Source organism: Bradyrhizobium sp. CCBAU 051011 (assembly GCF_009930815.1).
GTDB lineage: Bacteria > Pseudomonadota > Alphaproteobacteria > Rhizobiales > Xanthobacteraceae > Bradyrhizobium.
Map to the genome: position 1 here is coordinate 5,310,342 of NZ_CP022222.1, position 19,113 is coordinate 5,329,454.

The following is a 19,113-nucleotide window of genomic DNA, read 5'->3' on the forward strand; positions in this document are numbered from 1 at the left end:
ATTGCAGCATCACTATCGCGATTACATCGCGTGGCTGCAGGACCGGGATAGCGATGCTTCGGCGGCGTTCTGGCGCGATGCGATGGCAAGGCTCGATGAGCCGAGTTTCCTGGCCGAACATGTGGACGGGGAATCGTCCGGCCACGGCATGCTCGCGCTGGAGCTGGATGCCGCGCTGACCGGGCGGCTGCAACGGTTTGCGGCGCGCGAACGCGTCACGATGAACACGCTGGTGCAGGCCGCATGGGCGCAGTTGCTGCGGCAATATACCGGACAGAGCACGGTTTGCTTCGGCGTCACCGTGTCGGGCCGGCCGCCGGAACTCGCCGGCGGAGAAGATATGGTCGGCCTGTTCATCAACACGTTGCCGGTCGTCGACGACGTTGGTCCGCAGCAGAGGGTTGGCGCTTGGCTGCGTGAATTGCAGGATCGCAATCTGGTCTTGCGTGAAAACGGCTGGACGCCGCTCTATGAAATTCAGCGTCTCGCGGGGCGTGCCGGACGGCCGCTGTTCGACAGCATTCTCGTATTCGAGAATTATCCGGTCGACCATGCGCTGATGGGGAAGAACCGGCAGATCCGTGTCGGCGAGACCAGGATCGTCGAAACCAGCAATTATCCGCTGTTCACGAGCGTCGGGCTCGATGAACGGCTGCGGCTGGTCTTCAACTATCAGCGCCGGCATTTCGATGAGGCGCAGATCGCGCGGCTGCAACGTGCTTTTGTGCGGCTGATTGAGGCGTTGAGCATCGATGCCGATCGGCCGATTGGCACGGTCGTGGCTGGCGATCCCGCGGATGATGCGCTACTCGCCCGAGCCAACAGCACGCGAGGCGATGAACCGCGCCTGGGAATTGTCGCGCAATTCGAATCGCAGGTCCGCCAATCGCCGGAGGCGATTGCGCTGGTGTTTGGCGAGGAGGAGTTGAGTTATGGCGCGTTGAATGCGCGCGCCAACGGGCTGGCGCGGCGGTTGCGAAAGCACGGCATCGGAACCGATGGCGTGGTCGGGCTGGCGCTCGACCGCGGCGTCGAGATGATGGTGGCGCTGCTGGCGGTGCTGAAGGCGGGCGGGGCGTACCTGCCGCTCGATCCGGATTATCCGGCCGAGCGGCTGGCGCACATGCTGCGCGACAGCGGCGCCGCGCTGGTGTTGACGCAAAGCGCGCTGCTCGATCAGTTCACTCCGGTGTTGGAGGAGACCGGCGCCGAGGCGTGGCTGCTCGATGAGCAGGAAGGCGCGGGCGGCGACGAAGGCAATCTTGATGTTGCCGTGCATCCCGAGAGCCTCGCCTATGTGATCTACACCTCGGGCTCGACCGGCCTGCCTAAGGGCGTGATGGTCCACCACGACGCGGTGACGAACTTTTTGGCGACCATGGCGGAGCAGCCGGGCATGACAGCCATGGACCGCGTGCTCGGCCTGACGTCGTTGTCGTTTGACATCGCGGTGCTGGAGCTGTGGCTGCCGCTGACACTCGGGGCGTGCGTGGTGCTGGCGGATCGCGCGGCCGCGCATGATCCGGCCCGGCTCAAGGCCATTGTCGCCAGGCAGGGCGTCACCATGATCCAGGCGACACCCTCGACCTGGCGGATGCTGCTCGACCATGACGGCTCATCGCTGCCGGCGAACTGCCGGGTGCTGTGCGGCGGCGAGGCGCTGCCGCCGGATCTGGCGCGGCGGCTGGTGGCGCAGGCGGGCGAAGTCTGGAACCTGTACGGCCCGACCGAGACCACGGTGTGGTCGGCGCGTCACCGCCTCGATCTGCAGGACGACCGTCCGGTGCTGGGCGGTCCGATCGGTAACACCACGCTGCACATTCTGGATAACGACCTCAACCTCGCGCCGGTCGGGGTTGCCGGCGAACTCTATATCGGCGGCGCAGGATTGGCGCGCGGCTACTGGCGGCGCGGCGCGCTGACGGCGGAGCGCTTTATCCCCGATCCGTTCGGTCCTCCTGACTCGCGGCTCTACCGCACCGGCGACGTGGCGCGGTGGCGGTCCGACGGCGTGCTCGAATATGTCGGCCGCGCCGATCACCAGGTGAAGATCCGCGGCTTCCGGATCGAGCTCGGCGAGATCGAAGCGCGGCTGTTGGCACAGGATGGCGTGCGCTCGGCGGTGGTGGTGGCGCGCGAGGCCGGCGCGGGGCGCCAGCTCGTCGGCTATGTCAGCGGCGAGGCATCGCTGGATGCGGCGGCGCTCAAGACCGCGCTGTCGTCGGTACTGCCGGATTACATGGTGCCGGCGCGAATTGTGGTGCTGGACCGGCTGCCACTGACACCGAACGGCAAGATCGACCGCAAGGCGCTGCCGGCGCCGGATCAGCTGGCGGCAGCCACGGAACGCGTCGCGCCGCGCACGCCGGCCGAGGTGAAGCTCGCTGCGATCTGGGCCGACCTGCTGCGCCAGCCCGACATCGGCGTCACCGACAATTTCTTCGAGCTCGGTGGCGACTCGATCATCTCGCTGCAGATGGTGAGCCGCGCGCGCCGCGAAGGCGTATCGATCGAGCCGCGCGACGTCTTCCGGCATCAGACGATCGAGGCGCTGGCGGCGGTGTCCCGCGACGTCGGCCCGTCCGAGGATACACCGGTATCCGAACGCGGCTCGCTCGCGGGGCTATCCAGCGAGCAGCTCGAGCGGCTTGGTCTCGACTGGAACCGCATCGAGGATATCTACCCGCTGTCGCCGATGCAGCAGGGCATGTTGTTCCACAGTCTGCGCGATGCCGGCAGCGGCGTCTACGTCAACCAGGTCAGCGTCGAGATTCGCGGCCTCGACCCCGAACGTCTGGGCCGGGCATGGCATGAGGTGACCGCGCGCCATCAGATGCTTCGGACCGGATTCCTGTGGCGCGAGCTTTCCGGATCTCCGCTGCAAGCGGTCTATCGCGACGCCATCGCGCCGTTCGAACAGGAAGACTGGCGCGGGCAGGCGATCAGCGACGAACGGATCGCGGCGGCGCTTGCCGGCGAACGCGCCGCCGAGTTCGATCTCTCGACACCGCCGCTGCAGCGCGTGCGGCTGTTGCGCCTCGATGACGACCTCTACCGGCTGGTCTGGACCTATCATCACATCCTGATGGACGGCTGGAGTTCGGCAAGGTTCGTCGGGGAAGTTCTGCAATGCTACTACGGCGGCGCGCCTGCAGCGAACCCGACGCGTTACCGCGATTACATCGCCTGGCTGCTGGCACAGGACGCCAAGGCGGCTGAAAGCTTCTGGCGCGAACAGCTCGAGGCCTTCGATGAGCCGACGCAACTGGCCGATGCCTTCGGTTCGCGCCGCCACCAGGCATCCGGCCATGAGCGCTGCTATACACGGCTTGGAGAGACGGCGACCGCAGAATTGAAGGCGTTCGCGCGCCGTGAGCGGATCACGCTCAACACTATCGTTCAGGGCGTCTGGGCCCTGCTGCTGCAACGCTATACCGGCCAGCAGACCGTGACGTTTGGCGTTACCGTCGCCGGCCGCCCGGCCAATCTCGACGGATCGCAGCAGATGCTCGGACTCTTCATCAACACGCTGCCGGTTATCGAAACACCGTCGTTCGCCAGCACGGTCGGAGAATGGCTCCGCGCGCTGCAGGACCGCAATTCGGCGATCCGCGACTACGAGCATACGCCGCTCTACGACATTCAGGGCTGGGCCGGTCGCGCCGGGCAGACGATGTTCGACAGCATCATCGTGTTCGAGAATTATCCGATCGAACGCAGCATGCACCAAGGCGATGGTTCGCTGCAGTTCAGCGGTCTCAGAAACGTCGACGTGACGAACTATCCGATGGACCTGTCGGTGCTCGTCGAGGACACGCTGCAGATCGAGTACACCTATATGCCGAGCCATTTCACGGCGGCACAGGCGGTGCAGATCAAGGCGCAGTTCGAACATCTGCTTGTCGCGCTGACGCGGGACGCAACGGCAATGCTTGGCAGCATCGATCCGGTGACGGAGATCGACGCCGCTCTCGCCGGGAATTGCAATCGCCACGCGACGCCGGCCGTGCCGCTGCCGCCGGTGCATGAGGCGATCAGCCGCCATGCGAAGCGCCACCCTGAACGGACGGCGCTTACCATCGGCGGCAAGGTGCTCTCATTCGGCGCGCTCGACGCCAAGGCCAATCGTCTTGCCCATCATCTGATTGCCCGCGGGCTCAGGTCCGAGCAGCGTGTCGGCGTCGTGGTCGAACGAACCGAAGCCACGATGGTCGCGCTGCTGGCTGTGTTGAAGGCGGGTGGGGCGTACGTTCCGCTCGATCCGGAGCTTCCACCCGAGCGGCGCGCGTTCGTCATGCGCGATGCCGGGATCTCGTTCCTGCTGACGGGGCAGGTGGACGTCGAAGGTGGCATGGATCGTCTTGCAAGAATCTCGCTTTCCACATTCGATTTCGATGCGGGACCGGACCATGCGCCGCAACGGGAGTTGCATCCCGACAACCTCGCTTACCTGATCTACACGTCCGGTTCGACGGGAACGCCAAAGGGTGTCGCCGTTGCCCACGGGCCGCTCGCCATGCATTGCGACGTCACGGGCAGCCTTTACGAGATCGACGAGGGCTCGTGCGAGCTGCATTTCCTTTCGCTGGCCTTCGATGGCGCTCATGAACGCTGGCTGACGGTTCTGTCGCATGGCGCGCGGCTTTTGATGCGTGACGCCGAACTGTGGACGCCGGAACAGACGGTCGAGAACCTGCATGCGCATCGCGTCAGCCATATCGGATTGCCGCCGGCCTATCTGCAGCAGGTCGCAGAAGCGGTCGAGCAGACGGGCAACCCACCGCCGGTCAAGCTTTACTCGTTCGGCGGCGAGGCGATGCCGAAGGCGGGCTTCGACAAGGTCAGGCGCGTCCTGAAGCCGCGGATCCTGATCAATGGCTACGGACCGACGGAAACCGTCGTCACGCCACTGGTCTGGAAGGTCGATGGCACGGGCGAATGCGATACGCCGTACGCGCCGATTGGCGTGCCGGTCGGTGACCGCCGCGCCTACATTCTCGATGGCGCACTCAATATCATTCCCGCCGGTGTTGCCGGTGAACTCTATCTCGGCGGCTTTGGACTCGCGCGCGGCTATCACGGCAAGGCGGGCATGACCGCCGAGCGGTTCGTACCTGATCCATTCTCGGCGCTGCGGGGGGCCCGGCTGTACCGCACCGGTGATCTCGCGCGATGGCGCGAAGACGGCACCGTCGAGTATCTCGGTCGCAGCGATGACCAGGTCAAGGTCAACGGCTTCCGGATCGAGCTTGGAGAAATCCAGACCACGCTGCTTCGCCATGAGGAGATCGAGCAGGCGGCAGTGGTGGCGCTACCGGGCGCGGCAGGTAATCAGCTCGTTGCCTATGTCGCACCGAAGGCGGCAAAGGACGCATCAGAAGATGCCGCCGACGCGCTGGTTGAGAGATTGACCTCGTTCCTTAAGCAGACCTTGCCGGCCTACATGGTGCCGGCGCGGATCATAGTGCTGGAGCGGCTGCCGGTCTTGTCGAGCGGCAAGATCGACCGGCGTGCGCTGCCAGCGCCTGATGTGGCAGCGCGAAGTTTCGTTGCTCCGGAAGGACCCGTCGAAACCGCGATGGCGCGGCTGTGGGCCGATATCCTCAAGGTGCCGCAAGTCGGCGTGACAGATAATTTCTTCGAACTCGGCGGCAATTCGATTCTCAGCCTCAAGGTCGTGGCCCGGCTCCGGCAGGACAAGACATTCGGCATCGAGATCAAGCTGCGCGATCTCCTGCAGAAACCGACGATCCGAGCGCTGCTGGCCGATAGCGGTGCCGCGGCTTCCGCCGCTACGCCTGCGCCATCGGCGCTGCTGCCGCTGAACGCGGCGGTTCGTGGTGCGCAGCCGGTGTTCTGTGTGCATGGCGGCTTCGGCACCGTCTTCGATTATGGGCCACTGGCGCGCCGCCTCGAAGGGCGCCGGCAGGTGATCGGGCTGCAGTCGAGAATGCTGGTCGACAGTTCGTGGAGCGACGGCTCGCTCGACGCGATGGCCGCAGACTATGCGAACGAGATCAGGCAGGTGCAGCCGCATGGGCCGTATAGTCTGGTCGGTTGGTCGCTCGGCGGCCTTCTGGTCACCCTCGTTGCCGCCGAGCTCGAACGTTCCGGTGAGCGCGTGGCGTGTCTTGCCATGGTCGACAGTTTCGTGTTGCAACGGCAAGGCGGTTCCAACCGGCAGGAAGCGGCAGTCCACTGGATCGACGATCTCACGGGATTGCTGTCTGCGGTACTTCCGCAATCCGCGGCCGCCGTGCGCACCAGTTCGCATGTCGAAGCAGCGAAACGCGCTGATCTGCCGGAGACATCCGAGAGCGTCCGGCATCTGGTTGCACAGATATCGGGGGAGGGAGTATCGACGGACGACAGGTCACTCGGCGTCGACGACATAGCCGGTGCTTTTGCCGTCGGGCGACATCTCAAAATCTTGACGCAGAACGCAACGCCGCCGCGCTGTCTTGCGGCAAGGCCATTGTGCTGGTGGACATCGAGCCGATTGGCACAGCGCGATCGGCTGGAGACGCAACTGCCTGACGTCGTCGATCGTGGCGTCGTCGGAGACAACCATTTCACGATCCTCAGGGATGCGCGCCTGCTCGACGAGATCTGCGGACTGCTTGTGCCGGAGGCAGCATCGATGGCATCGCCGGACACGGTTCCGGAGCCGGCGGAATGAGTAATCCCATGAATCTTGATCCAGACATCGCCGCACTGCTCGAGATGGTGCAGGCGGGGACCGAAAGCGGTGCCCGCATCCCGTTTCCGCAACTGACGGCCGTTCAGGCGCGGGCCGATTTCGATGCGTCCTCGCCGCTGCTCGATGTCGATCCGCCGGCGCTTGGCCATGAACGTCAACTCTCGCTGCCGACGCGCGATGGCGCGACGATCGACGCGCGGCTCTATGCGCAGGCGGAGCCAAGCAGCCGCAATCCGGTGCCGATTCTTCTTTATATGCATGGCGGCGGCTTTGTCGTCGGAAGTCTCGATTCCCATCAGCCCTTGTGCCGCGGCCTTGCCGAAGACAGCGGCGCGGCCGTGCTGTCGGTCGGCTACCGGCTTGCGCCCGAGCACAAGTTTCCGACCGCCTTCGAGGATGCCGTCGATGCGCTGACCTGGATCGGTCGCGAGGGCCTCGCGGCGGGACTGGATGCCGGCCGCGTCGCCATCGGTGGCGACAGCGCCGGCGGGACGCTTGCCGCAGCGCTCGCCATCGAGGCCAAGGCGAACCGAAGCCTGCCGCAGCCCGTGCTCCAGGTTCTGGCCTATCCCGGCCTGAGCCCTCGGCAAACGTCGGATTCCTACGAGCGGTACGGTTCCGGCTATCTCCTGGAACGCAGCACCGTCGACTGGTTCTTCCGGCAATATCTTCGCGACGATGCCGACCGCGATGACTGGCGCTTTGCGCCGCTCGCCGCCGGGGATCTCTCAGGACTGCCGCCGGCGCTCATCGTGCTGGCCGAATTTGATCCCCTGGTGGATGAGGGACGCGACTACGCAGCAAGGCTCCGCGCCGCCGGCGTTCCCGCCGATCTGCAGATCTATCCGGGAATGATCCATGAATTCCTGCGTATGGGAAACGTCGTGGCTGATGCCCTGCAGGCGCGGGCGGCGATCGGGCAGGCGCTGGCCAACGCTTTTCGTTCTGCCGGCGAAAAGGCGGCGTGATGTGGAAATGCAGCGGGAATGAGGGTATGTCATGGCTGTTACCCTCCGCGGCTTCGCTGCAAGGCTTTCCTGAGCCGGATTTCCATGAGCACGTTTGTCTCCGACTACAGACTATCCCGCCGTGCGCTGCTGAAAGCGGGCATCGGCGGCGCGGCGCTTGCCGGTGGGTTGCCGATGGCATTTGCACAAGTCGGTGGATCGCCATCCGGTCCCCGCGTTGCCGCACTTGGCTGGGCCTGTGCGCAGACGATACTGGCGCTCGGCATGGTGCCTCTGGTCGTTCCGGAGATCGAGCGTTACGGCAGGCTCGTCGTCGAGCCGGCTGTTCCGTCAAGCGTTCAGGAGATCGGTCTGCGTTCGGAGCCAAATCTCGAGCTGCTGCAGAGTTTGACGCCCGACATCATCATCATCGATCCCAGCATCACGGCCGCCATGCCCCGGCTCAAGCTGGTCGCCCCGGTCGAGGTGTTCACGATCTTCAAGCCCGGCGGGCATCCCCTCGATACCGCGCGCCGTTCGACGATGGAGCTTGCGAAGCGTCTCGGCATCCGGGCGGCGTGCGAAGCCTATCTCGCGCGTTTCGATGTCGCCATGGCCGGCTATCGCGAACAGGTTCGAGGACGCGGAGGCAAGCCGCTCTATCTCGTCAGCGAAATCGCGCGCAATCGTGCGCTCGTATTCGGCCCGAACAGCCTCTATCAAGAGGTGCTCAATGAATTCGGGTTGAAGAATGCCTGGACCGGGCAGAGCGGCCCGTGGGGGCACACGAGCGTCGGCCTCGAAGTGCTCGCTGCGGTTCCCGACGCGCGACTGGTGCTGTTGAGCTCGCGCGTTGCCGATGTCGAAGCCCTGCTCAAGACGGGTCCGGTGTTGCAGACCCTGCCGTCCCTTCGGTCCGGTCGGCTGACGGTGCTCGGCAATCAATTCTTCTATGGCGGCGTGCCGGCGGCCGAGCGCTTCGCGCGTCTGCTGGCCGAACGTTTGCCGCAGGACAACAATGAACAAGGTTGACGCGCTGCCCGCCCGGTCCGGGATCGAGATGCATCCGGCCGCGCTGATCGGCTTGCTGTTTGCAGCGGCCTTTGCGCTGACGTGGCGGCATCTGTCGGGATATCTGCCGGCTGGCGCATGGTTATCGGTGCTGTGGCGGCCCGAGATCAACGACCCGCAGCAGATGCTCGTGCACTATACCGTGTTTCCGCGCATCGCGGTGGCGTTGCTGGCCGGCGCGGCCCTTGGTCTCGCCGGCACCGTCTGTCAGCAGGTGCTGCGCAATCCGCTTGCTGAACCGAGCACCCTCGGCGTCCTGAATGGGGCCTATCTGGCGCTGGCTATCACGACGCTGTGGGCGCCGTCGCTGCTCGCGTTCGGCCGCGAGTGGATCGCGCTGGCGGGCGGGTTCGCTGCCTTCCTGTGTGTGTTCGGATTAACCTGGAGGCGTGCGCTATCGCCGGTCGTGCTGGTGCTTGCCGGGCTGATCGTCGCCTATTACTGCGCCGTGACAACCCAGGCGCTGGTGTTGCTCAACCACGAATACCTGATCGGCCTGTTCATCTGGGGCGCCGGCTTCCTCAATCAGCAGGACTGGAACAACGTGACGTTCCTGGCGCCGCGATTGCTCATTTCCTTCGTGCTCGTCGCGGCGATGGTGCGTCCGCTGACCTTGCTCGGTTTCGACGACGAGACTGCGCGCAATCTCGGCCTCGGACTGACGCGAGCGCGGGTCTGCGCGCTGGCGATTGCGATCGCGCTCAGCGCTTCGGTTGTCAGTGTGGTCGGTGTCATGGGCTTTGTGGGCCTTGCTGCGCCGGCCATCGTCATGCTGTCGGGCGCGCGCCGGTTTCGCGACCGGCTGATCTGGGCCCCGCTTTGCGGTGCCCTGCTGCTGTGGCTGACGGATGAACTTGTGCTGCTGATCCCGCCCGGTTATCGCGAAATGCCGGCTGGCGCAGTGACAGCCCTGATCGGCGCGCCGATGTTGCTTATGTTGCTGCCGCGGCTACGCGCCACGGTGCTGGTCGGAAATCTCACGCCATACGTTCCGCCACGTCTCGATCATCCCTGGCGGATCATCCTGTTCGGGCTCGCCTTGCTGCTGTTCGTCATCTGGATCGCGCTCGCCGTCGGGGTCGGATCCGAAGGTTGGCGCTGGAGCGGCCTTGCCGGTATCCAGGAGTTTTGGCCATGGCGCTGGCCGCGCGTGGTGTCGGCGATGGCGGCGGGCGCGACGCTTGCCGTGGCCGGCACATTGCTGCAGCGCATGACCGGAAATCCGATGGCCGCGCCGGAGGTGATGGGCATCAGCTATGGCGCTGCGATGGGCGTCATCGCTCTTCTCTATCTGTTTCCCGCTCACACGCGGCTGGCGCAGATTGCAGCGGGCGGGATCGGCGCCTTCCTCGTGCTGGCACTGGTCCTGCTGTTCAGCCGGCGGTCCGAGTTCAGTCCGGAACGGGTGCTGCTGGCGGGCGTCGCCATGAGCGCGGCGTTCGGTGCGATCATTGCCATGGCGCTGGCGACCGGGGATCCCCGCATCGGCATGCTCCTGTCGTTGCTGACGGGATCGCTGTATCAGATCGGTCCGGCCGAGGCCTTGGTCCTTGCCGCCGCGGCGCTGATTCTGCTGGTCATGGTGCCGATGCTGTCCCGCTGGCTCGACATCCTGCCGCTCGGCCCGGCGGCATCGCGTTCGGTCGGCATCTCGCTGGGCAGAAGCCGCATCATCATCATGCTGCTGACGGCTTTGCTGACGGCGACGGCGACGCTGATGGTGGGGCTATTGAGCCTGGTCGGGTTCATCGCCCCGCATATGGCGCGGATGATGGGGGCGCAGCGCGCACTTCATCAGGCCGCGCTCGCTGCAATGATCGGCGCTATCCTGATGGTATCAGCGGATTGGGCCGGGCGCATGGTGATATTTCCATTCCAGATGCCGGCCGGCATTTTCGCGATGATGCTCGCCGGGCCTTATCTCATCTGGCTGTTGCGTCCGCGACGCGGATGAGAGCGCGGTGAACGTGGATCGTCACCGCGCGAAGCTGATGAGATGGCCGTGATCCGGCGACGGCATCACCCCCATCGCAATGCCGTAGATGGTTTCGAGCTCGGCCGGGGTCATGATCTTGTCCGGGGTGCCGCGGGCAATCAGCTTGCCCGAATGCAACGCGATGATCTCGTCGCAGAAACGCGCGGCCATGTTGACGTCATGGAGCACGACGACCACGCCGAGATCGCGCTCGCGGGCGAGCTGCTTCACGAGCGACAGAACCTCGATCTGATGGGCGATGTCGAGTGCGGAGGTCGGCTCATCGAGCAGCAGGCACTCGGCATCCTGTGCAACCAGCATGGCGATCCAGACTCGTTGGCGCTCGCCGCCTGACAGCGTATCGACCAGCCGGTCCGCAAACGGCTCGATGTGGGTCAGCGCCATGGCTTCCGCGACTTTTTCGCGGTCGGTGTCGCCAAACCGGCCGAGCGCGCCATGCCAGGGATAGCGGCCGAGCGCAACCAGTTCCCTGACCAGCATGCCGGCGGCGGGCGGCGTCTGCTGTGGCAGATAGGCGACCTTGCGGGCGTAGTCCCGATCGCTCCATTCGCGCAAGCCGCGTCCTTCGAAGCGGATCGTGCCGAAGGAACTCGGTTGCTGCCGCGCCAGCAATTTCAGCAAGGTCGATTTGCCGGAGCCATTATGCCCGATCAATCCCACGACGCTGCGCGTGGGAAGGGTAAGCGTGAGCGGTTCGAGCAATGCGCGTCCGGCGACCGCGAAGCCAACCTGATCGAGTTCGAACAAGGACGCGGGCGCATCAGGCGCGGCTTGCGCGATTTCGTTTGGTCGAACTACGTGCATGAGAAGGGGCCTGCAATGCGGTGCGAGGCGGGCGCCGTCCCGCCGACCTGCGTGCGTCGGGACGTCATGGCTGGCGCAGGCTCCAATACGCGACCGCCAGGTGCTGATTGCGGGCGAGCTTTCGATCCTCGCGCAGATGATTTCGCAACACCTTCAGGGCCTGCGCTTCGCACGCCACCCACGCAAAGATGTCGCGATGGTCGGGCCATCGCACGGCCTTGACGGCATCGACCAGTAGCTGCGTCGTCCCGGCCGAATGGTCGCCGCGATGCAGCCAGCGGACCGATACGCCGTTTGGTGCGACCAGCGGAACCTCTTCAAGTCGGTCGGCAACTTCGATGAAGACTTCGCCCGTTGCCGTTGCCGGCAGCATCTCGAGAATTCGCGCAATGGCGGGCAGGGCGGTCTCATCGCCTGCCATCAGCACCCAGCGCGCCGGGCGAATGCTTCGCCCGAGCGGGCCGGCCATGCCGCAAATGGCGCCGGCTTGCGCGTTGACTGCGAATTCCGAACCCGGTCCGGCATGATCATGGACCACGAAATCGATATCGATCTCGCCGGCCTGCAGATCGATGCGGCGGATTGTGTAGTAGCGCGTGACGGGTCTGCGGTCGGGTTCCGGCCACAGGATACGTCCGTCCGGGGCAGGCCACGGCCATTCGGGCTTGGCGAGGCCTTCGGGCGGGAAATACAGCCGGACATGCAGGTCATCGTCGTTCACGAAGCGCGCGATGTCGTCTCCGGTGAAAGTCAGCCGGCGCATCCGCGGTGTCAGATCGGTTACGGCCTTCAGGCGGACCTCGCGGAAGTTCGCCAGCGTGCCGCCATCGGACTCATGGCCGGACCAGACGATGGTCGGAGCTTCGTCGCCGGCGAATTCGATCACATGGGAGGCGACGACCGAGCGCAGCATTTCGAGATTGCCCTTGTCGTTGGCCTCGACGCGGATCTTGAGCGTTTCGGCCTCGACGGCGAGCGAACTGGTTCCAAACGGCAGCTTCGCCACCATCAGGCCGCCCTGGTCCTCGAAGGCGATGTCATGCTCGGCCAGATGATCGATCATCCGGGCAGCGAGGCCGGCGGCATCGGCAAGCGCGATGCGGGTCTCCGAGATCAGCGAATCCAAGTCGTCCTCCAGTCGGCCTGGCCGATGCTGGCCTGCAAGCGCTTCGATGTCCTGAAATCGCGGCCCGACACAGCGGCTGGATCAACGTCCTACTCGCTCCTCGGCTGCGATGCAAAGGCGGTACCACTCACATTTTATTAAACGCGCAGCCGATCACAAATTAGAATCCATCGAAAAGGGCTGAAAAATAAGCTCTGGAATAGCGATGCTGCCATCATGTATTCGCATCACACCAGCAAGGCTGTTCGTACCAGGACGGGCCGTGTAGGTTCGCTTCAGCTCTACTCCAGCGCGCGGCACACATGATGAACCCACGAAGCGGCCTGACGGCGCAGATCCTGCATCTCCTGCGGCCATACTGGCCGATCGTGCTCGGCGGCATCGTCCTCGGCGCCGTCGGCGGCGCCAGCGTTGCGGGATTGCTCGCGGTGGTCAACCGCGGCCTCTACGCGACGCAAGGCGACGTCGCAACGCTGTTTCTCGCGTTTGCGGGCCTGTGCCTGTTGATCCTGATCGGCTCCATCGGCGCCGATATCAGCGCCAACTATGTCGGCCAGCGGATCATTGCCGAACTTCGCAAGTCGCTCGCCGCCAGGATTCTGGCCGCCCCGATCGATCAGCTCGAAATTTATCGGACGCATCGCCTGATCCCGGTTCTCACCCAGGATGTCGATACGATCAGCGATTTCGCGTTCTTCTTTTCCTCCTTCTTCGTCTCCCTCATCATCACGCTCGGTTGCATGGTTTACCTGGCGGTGCTGTCGTGGCCGCTATTTCTCATTACGGGGCTGGTCATTGCGCTCGGTTCGCTTGCGCATGCATTTGCGCGAACGCGGGGCGTTCGAGGGTTCAACGCTGCCCGGGATTCGGAAGACGAGCTGCAGAAGCATTATCGTGCGATCGCCGAGGGCGCGAAGGAGCTGCGGCTGAACCGCGCGCGCCGCCAGCGCGTCTATGTCGAGCAGCTCCAACGTACGGTCGACCGGATCAGCGCGGTGCAGGTCAAGTCGATCAATCTCTTCGTGACGGCGCGGGCGCTCGGCACGATGCTGTTCTTCGTCGTGATCGGCGTCGCGCTCACCTTGCGACCGTCCTTCTGGCCCGACAGCCCTGCCGCGGTTTCGAGCGGGTTCGTTCTGGTGCTGCTCTATATGCGGGGACCTATCGATCAGGTCATCGGCATCCTGCCATCCCTGGGCCGTGCGCAGGTGGCGATGCGGCGCATTGCCGATCTTTCGGAGCAGTTCTCGACGCCCGAACAGGACTTGCTGGCCGTGCCATCCACCGCGCCGGATGGATCAGGCAGGATCGAATCGATCGAGCTCCGCAATGTGTCGTACAGCTTCCGTGCTGTGCCGGGCAGCGAGCCCTTCGTTCTCGGGCCGATCGACCTGCATGTCCGCCGGGGAGAAATCGTCTTCATTGTCGGCGAGAACGGCAGCGGAAAGACCACGCTGATCAAGCTGCTGCTCGGCCTTTACGCACCGCAGAGCGGCACAGTGCTGCGCGATGGCCGGGCGGTCGAAACACAAACGCGCGATGACTACCGGCAGCTCTTCACCACCATTTTCTCAGACTATTACCTGTTTGAGGATCTTCTGCAGGCTGGTGGAATGGTGCCTGAGGTCGCCGAACGCTACTTGAAGCGATTGGAGGTCGCGCACAAGGTATCGGTCGAGAACGGCGTGTTTACGACGACGGACCTCTCGACCGGCCAGCGCAAGCGGCTGGCGCTGATGAATGCGTGGCTCGAGGAGCGGCCGGTCCTCGTTTTCGACGAGTGGGCCGCGGATCAGGATCCCGCCTTCCGTCACATCTTCTACACGGAATTGCTGCCCGACCTGAAGCGCATGGGCAAGACGATCATCGTGATCTCGCACGACGATCGCTATTTCGGCGTAGCGGATCATCTCGTGCGACTTCGCCACGGCAAGCTTTTGGCCGGGGAAGCGATAGCGCATGACGTCATCAAGTCGTCATCGGTTCCAACCAGCACGTCTCTTTAGAGCTATTTTATTCTCGGGAGAAATTTGAATCGAAGTTCATGTTCTTGCGAGATGGATGCCACCGAAAGCGCATGATGTCTCGCGACGCTGTCTTGTCAGATTTGTAAGGAATCTAAACTGCGTGTGGTGGCACTCCTTGTCATCTTGTGCGGGAGTGCTTTAGATCGCAAGCGCGACTGAAGATCGCGTTTCGTTTTGAGCAATCACGTTTGCGATGCGAGGGCCGGATGAAGAAAGCTTCGAGCTCCGCAATTGGGCCCCGCGCGTTGCCGATCGGACCGCACTCTGCAATGACGGTCGTTCAGGACGGCGGCAGAGACCTTCGGGTTGCCATGGGCGCCACGACGGTGATGCGGCTGCGGCTCGAGGAGCCGCTGGATCGCTTGAAACTATCGGATACTCCCGACGATCCGCACCTCGCGATATCTGCGGTTGCGGCGGCAGCAGAAGCCATGTTCGGATGGCGGCCGACCCTTGACCGGCTTGTGCTGGATCTGGCCGGTAGAGAATCTCTTGCGCGCGAACTGATGAACCATGGCCTCGTTGTCATAGCGGGAACGGAGCTCGTTCTGCTTCCAGAATTGTTGATGCAGCGGCCGGATAATTGGCTGGTCAATGCCGAACAGCCGCCAATGCCGCAACTTCATGTGATGACGGACGGCAAGCGTCATCCGCGGCGCCCGGCCAAGCCCGTGGGCAAGGTATATGCCCGGTTCATACCCTGGCTCGCCGAGGTGATCTCCTTTCGCGTCGCTGACCTGGACAAGGACCTGCATCTGCTGCACCGGTGGATGAACGATCCCCGTGTCGACGCATTCTGGAACGAGGCGGGCGATCTCGAAAAGCATCGGCGCTATCTCTCCGGCATTCTGGCAGACCCACATATGCTGCCGCTCATCGGCTGTTTCGATGACGAGCCGTTCGGCTATTTCGAGCTCTATTGGGCCAGGGAAAATCGCATCGCGCCGTTCTACGATGCCGACGACTACGATCGTGGCTGGCACGTCGTCGTGGGCGAGGACGCCTATCGTGGGCGCCGCTACATCAGCGCCTGGTTACCGTCGCTGATGCACTACATGTTCCTGGACGATTGCCGAACACAGCGAATCGTCGGCGAGCCGGCGGCGGCGCATTCGCAGCAGCTTCGCAATCTGGAAGTTTCGGGCTTCGCGAAAATCAAGAATTTCGATTTTCCGCACAAGCGGGCCACCCTCGTCATGCTGCTGCGCGAGCGCTTCTTCGGCGACCGGCTGTGGTTGCCCGCAGCCACAGCTCCGGCGGCCAAGTCTTAAGGCCTGAACGGAGCGCGGCTTCATGTCTCACCAGCTTGCGATCGAGCACGACGTCGTCGGCGTCGGATTCGGGCCTTCCAATCTTGCGCTTGCCATCGCGCTGGACGAATGCGCCAGAAGGTCACGTCTGAAATGCGCGCCGCTGTTCGTGGAAAAGCAGCCGCATTTCACCTGGCACGGCGGCATGCTGCTGCCGGGCAGCGACATGCAGATCTCATTTCTCAAGGATCTGGTTTCGCTGCGCGATCCGACCAGTCCATTCACCTTTGTGAACTATCTGCACAAGCGTGGCCGTTTGCTGGATTTCATCAATTGCCGGACGTTCTATCCGAGCAGACTGGAGTTCAACGACTATCTCCGGTGGGTCGCCGACCAGTTCAAGTCTCGGGCTGCCTACGGCGAAACCATTGTTGCCGTCGAGCCGGTGACGGCCGGGCAAACCGTGACGTCCTTGCGGGTTCATTCGCGGACGCTTGCCGGCGGAGAAACTGTGCGGCTTGCAAGGAATCTGGTGATCGCTGCGGGAGGGCAGCCGTATGTCCCGCAGGTGTTTGCGAAGGCGGCCGGCGATCCCAGATTGTTCCACACCAGCCGCTACCTGGATGCGGTCGAGCGCGCCGGCCTGGACGGCAGGACAGCGCGCGTGGCCGCGATCGGCGGAGGACAGAGTGCAACCGAAGTGACGGTCGACCTTCACGGCCGTTTCCCGCAGGCACGCATCGATTTGATCTTTCGCGGCCATGCCTTGAAGCCGTCCGACAGCAGCCCGTTCGTCAACGAGATTTTCAATCCTGATTACACCGACTTCATCCATGCGCAGTCTGCCGAGCGGCGGGACGCTATCGTTCGCAATTTCCGGAATACGAATTATGCGGTGGTCGATTCCGATCTGCTCGATCAACTATATCGACTGCTCTACCAGCAACGTGTTGGCGGCGAGACAAGAGTAGCATTGCATCCGCGTAGCGAAATTACGGATGTGCATGCTACGCCTGAGGGGATCGAGATAAGCCTGGTCGACAAGTTCGGGAGCGAAAATCGCCGCTCGACCTATGATGCCGTCGTTCTCGCCACCGGATACGACAGAGAAACGCCGCACGCGTTTCTCGCGCCAATTCAACGCTACATTCGCGACAGCGTGCCGGATCGCAGCTACAGGCTTGTCACCAGTCCGGCGTTTCGGCCGCAAATCCATCTCCAGGGATATTCGGAAGCTTCGCATGGCCTCAGCGATACGCTGCTCTCAGTTATTGCCGTGCGTTCGCAGGAAATCGCCGAATCGCTGCTTGCGACGATTTCGCGCCGGGAACTCATCGCCTAAGTTCGATTGGATAGACAGAGCGGCGTGCGCCAAGGATTTGAAGCGGGCCGCGAGACCGCCTTGTCAAGGAGCCTTGCTTTCGGGTTTCAGGGGGCTGAGGCGATCACGCGCCATTGCGCTGCGGATCCAAGTGCAGCCGGCACGGAGAGCACTGCAGGAGACGAACCCGCATCAACGATCAATGTGTCAGGTGGAATCGTGAAACCGACGCCGGCGGCCTTGAGGATTGCCTCCTTGAGCGTCCAGTAGCGAAGGAAGAGGCGAGAGCGCTGAGTTGCGGGGGCTTTCGCCAGCTCCCGAAGCTCTTCTGCCGCCAGGACGATTTCGCTCATCGCGTCCATATCTGCAATTTGCCGCAGGGGCTCGATATCCACGCCGATCGGCATGTGTGCCACTGCAGCGGCGACAGCGCCTCTCGCGTGGCTCAGGCTGAAGTCGAGGTCTGCGGGGGCATCAACGAGCACGGGTTTGCCCAGCGCGGATTGTTCGAAGCGCAACCCGTCGGCTGCCCGTCCCGCGATGGCTCCGAGCAACAGGCGCGCACCCGCATGCGCGGCGAGATAGCCCATGCGATCCTCGATATGGAGGAAGCGTGCCAGACGATCGGTCTCGTCGGCATCGAGCACTTGCATGGCTTGCCCGACCCTGAGCGTATCGGGTTCGCCGGCGACCACGTCGCCGGGCGGAGCTACCTTCGCCAGCCAGAGAACGATCTCTTCCGACTTCAGCCGTCCGATCGGGCGCGCGAAACCTGCATCGTACAGGCATCGCAAGCGTAATTGTTCCCGCTCTGCCGTGCATTTGACAGCGAGCGACCACACGAGGAAGGCGTTTGCCTGATCGATCGAAAGCGGTGCAGCAAATGGCCCGTGTGCTGCCTTTTGAAAATTCGTCATGTCAGTTGGCTCGCCGCCTCTGCACAACCATATGCAATCCGCGGGTGTATTGATGCGCACGTGGAGGCGATCTGACTTAGAATCCGTCTAACTGAGCGTCATCGGCACCATGTGTGGTTGCAACAAACACGAGTTGTGCTGATAGATTCATTCTTAAGCGCATCGGCGCGATCTGCAGACGTATATTTGGAAGCGACCATGACAAAATCCGCCCCTGTCGAGCAATCTATGGAAAGCTATCTGCCGGAGCGGATTGCAACCATACTGGTTGGCAGCCAGCATGCAGGCCTCATCAGCAAGGAGCCAGCCACGCGCATCGACTACCTGCTCGAGATTGCGTCGCTTCATACCAGGAACGAACTCCTCAGCCACCCGGGCCTGGGACGCGTGGGCGTCCAGCGGATCGAAAAGTGGATGAGGCTTCATAGCCGGCGCCTTCGCCGCAACGAAGAGAGCCTCGATAGTGTGATCTGCCGATTCGGCTTTCGGCAGGCATTTGCCGACGCCAGAGCCGGTCGGGCCGGGCCCGTATTGGTGATCTCGCCGGAGTCCAGGGACAAGGTCCTGCGTGGGCTCGGTTCATACGATATGCGCGCCCAACAGCCGACAGTTCGCGATGATGGCATTTCGGCGCCATCGAGCATGAAAGCTGAACCCGAGCCGTTCGGAAAATGGCCATCCTTCGTGAGTCAAAACGAAGACAGCCTCAAAATTTGTTGGCCCCCGATCTTCACGCCGCCGACAGCGGTCGATCGACTGAATAGCTGTGTCATTGGAACATATTAGCAGCGAGAAACTTTCGTTAAGCACTGCCGGCGGCGGAGCGCTCGTTGCAAAATAGTTTACCGATTGCTCTTGACGGATTTGCAAATCTCTGTGCATACCGCTGCCCCACAAAACGCCGTCGAACTCGCCGGCGCTCTTTAAGGACCGAAACCGTGTTGCGATTGCGCT

General features: G+C 63.4%; 11 protein-coding genes (1 of these 11 cut by a window edge). 8 read left to right on the forward strand and 3 right to left on the reverse strand.

The window, feature by feature from the left end; translation table 11 throughout:
* The 4 genes from ACH79_RS24630 to fhuB form a co-directional block, all read left to right on the forward strand.
* A protein-coding gene (locus ACH79_RS24630) for a non-ribosomal peptide synthase/polyketide synthase (RefSeq protein WP_161853328.1) crosses the window boundary here: on the forward strand, positions 1–6,679 show its end. It extends 9,740 nt beyond the left edge of the window; the window shows 6,679 of its 16,419 coding nt (coding positions 9,741–16,419); its start codon lies beyond the left edge, outside the window; its stop codon occupies positions 6,677–6,679.
* Positions 6,676–7,668, forward strand: coding sequence for an alpha/beta hydrolase (locus ACH79_RS24635; protein WP_246738094.1), 993 nt, complete (start codon positions 6,676–6,678; stop codon positions 7,666–7,668). Before ACH79_RS24630 ends, ACH79_RS24635 begins: the two co-directional genes overlap by 4 nt.
* Before the next feature lie 84 nt (positions 7,669–7,752).
* The gene (locus tag ACH79_RS24640) at positions 7,753–8,679 is read left to right on the forward strand and encodes an ABC transporter substrate-binding protein (protein ID WP_161853329.1); all 927 of its coding nucleotides are present in this window, start codon (positions 7,753–7,755) and stop codon (positions 8,677–8,679) included.
* Complete coding sequence (fhuB, locus tag ACH79_RS24645) at positions 8,666–10,672, forward strand: Fe(3+)-hydroxamate ABC transporter permease FhuB (RefSeq protein ID WP_202639027.1); 2,007 nt, start codon at positions 8,666–8,668, stop codon at positions 10,670–10,672. The genes ACH79_RS24640 and fhuB overlap by 14 nt, the downstream gene beginning before the upstream one ends.
* 21 nt (positions 10,673–10,693) lie before the next feature.
* Here the strand turns inward: fhuB and ACH79_RS24650 are convergent, their stop codons facing one another.
* On the reverse strand, positions 10,694–11,518 hold the full coding sequence (locus tag ACH79_RS24650) for an ATP-binding cassette domain-containing protein (RefSeq protein WP_161853330.1): 825 nt from the start codon (positions 11,516–11,518) through the stop codon (positions 10,694–10,696).
* Between the two features lie 64 nt (positions 11,519–11,582).
* Complete coding sequence (locus tag ACH79_RS24655) at positions 11,583–12,644, reverse strand: siderophore-interacting protein (protein ID WP_161853331.1); 1,062 nt, start codon at positions 12,642–12,644, stop codon at positions 11,583–11,585.
* 305 nt (positions 12,645–12,949) lie between these two features.
* On the opposite strand from ACH79_RS24655, the gene ACH79_RS24660 reads away from it, so the two are divergent.
* The 3 genes from ACH79_RS24660 (at position 12,950) to ACH79_RS24670 (ending at position 17,263) form a co-directional block, all read left to right on the forward strand.
* Entirely contained in the window at positions 12,950–14,650 is a 1,701-nt protein-coding gene (locus ACH79_RS24660) for a cyclic peptide export ABC transporter (RefSeq protein ID WP_305764702.1), read from the forward strand.
* A gap of 290 nt (positions 14,651–14,940) precedes the next feature.
* The gene (locus tag ACH79_RS24665; RefSeq protein WP_161853333.1) at positions 14,941–15,942 is read left to right on the forward strand and encodes a GNAT family N-acetyltransferase; all 1,002 of its coding nucleotides are present in this window, start codon (positions 14,941–14,943) and stop codon (positions 15,940–15,942) included.
* Between the two features lie 22 nt (positions 15,943–15,964).
* Positions 15,965–17,263 (forward strand): lysine N(6)-hydroxylase/L-ornithine N(5)-oxygenase family protein, encoded by a 1,299-nt coding sequence (locus tag ACH79_RS24670; RefSeq protein ID WP_161853334.1) that lies wholly within the window; start codon positions 15,965–15,967, stop codon positions 17,261–17,263.
* Between the two features lie 86 nt (positions 17,264–17,349).
* On the opposite strand, the gene ACH79_RS24675 is transcribed toward ACH79_RS24670, so the two are convergent.
* Positions 17,350–18,219, reverse strand: a complete 870-nt coding sequence (locus tag ACH79_RS24675; RefSeq protein WP_161853335.1) for a 4'-phosphopantetheinyl transferase superfamily protein — start codon at positions 18,217–18,219, stop codon at positions 17,350–17,352.
* Between the two features lie 138 nt (positions 18,220–18,357).
* Between ACH79_RS24675 and ACH79_RS24680 the strand changes: the two genes are divergently transcribed.
* Positions 18,358–18,945: a hypothetical protein gene (locus ACH79_RS24680; protein WP_161853336.1), complete on the forward strand. Its 588-nt coding sequence runs from the start codon at positions 18,358–18,360 to the stop codon at positions 18,943–18,945.
* Positions 18,946–19,113 lie beyond the last annotated feature (168 nt).

Coding starts and splice junctions, on each gene's coding strand:
- ACH79_RS24635 (WP_246738094.1), top strand. CDS start 6,676: ATGAGTAATCCCATGAATCTTGATCCAGACATCGCCGCACTGCTCGAG.
- ACH79_RS24640 (WP_161853329.1), top strand. CDS start 7,753: ATGAGCACGTTTGTCTCCGACTACAGACTATCCCGCCGTGCGCTGCTG.
- fhuB (WP_202639027.1), top strand. CDS start 8,666: ATGAACAAGGTTGACGCGCTGCCCGCCCGGTCCGGGATCGAGATGCAT.
- ACH79_RS24650 (WP_161853330.1), bottom strand. CDS start 11,518: ATGCACGTAGTTCGACCAAACGAAATCGCGCAAGCCGCGCCTGATGCG.
- ACH79_RS24660 (WP_305764702.1), top strand. CDS start 12,950: ATGAACCCACGAAGCGGCCTGACGGCGCAGATCCTGCATCTCCTGCGG.
- ACH79_RS24665 (WP_161853333.1), top strand. CDS start 14,941: ATGACGGTCGTTCAGGACGGCGGCAGAGACCTTCGGGTTGCCATGGGC.
- ACH79_RS24670 (WP_161853334.1), top strand. CDS start 15,965: ATGTCTCACCAGCTTGCGATCGAGCACGACGTCGTCGGCGTCGGATTC.
- ACH79_RS24680 (WP_161853336.1), top strand. CDS start 18,358: ATGACAAAATCCGCCCCTGTCGAGCAATCTATGGAAAGCTATCTGCCG.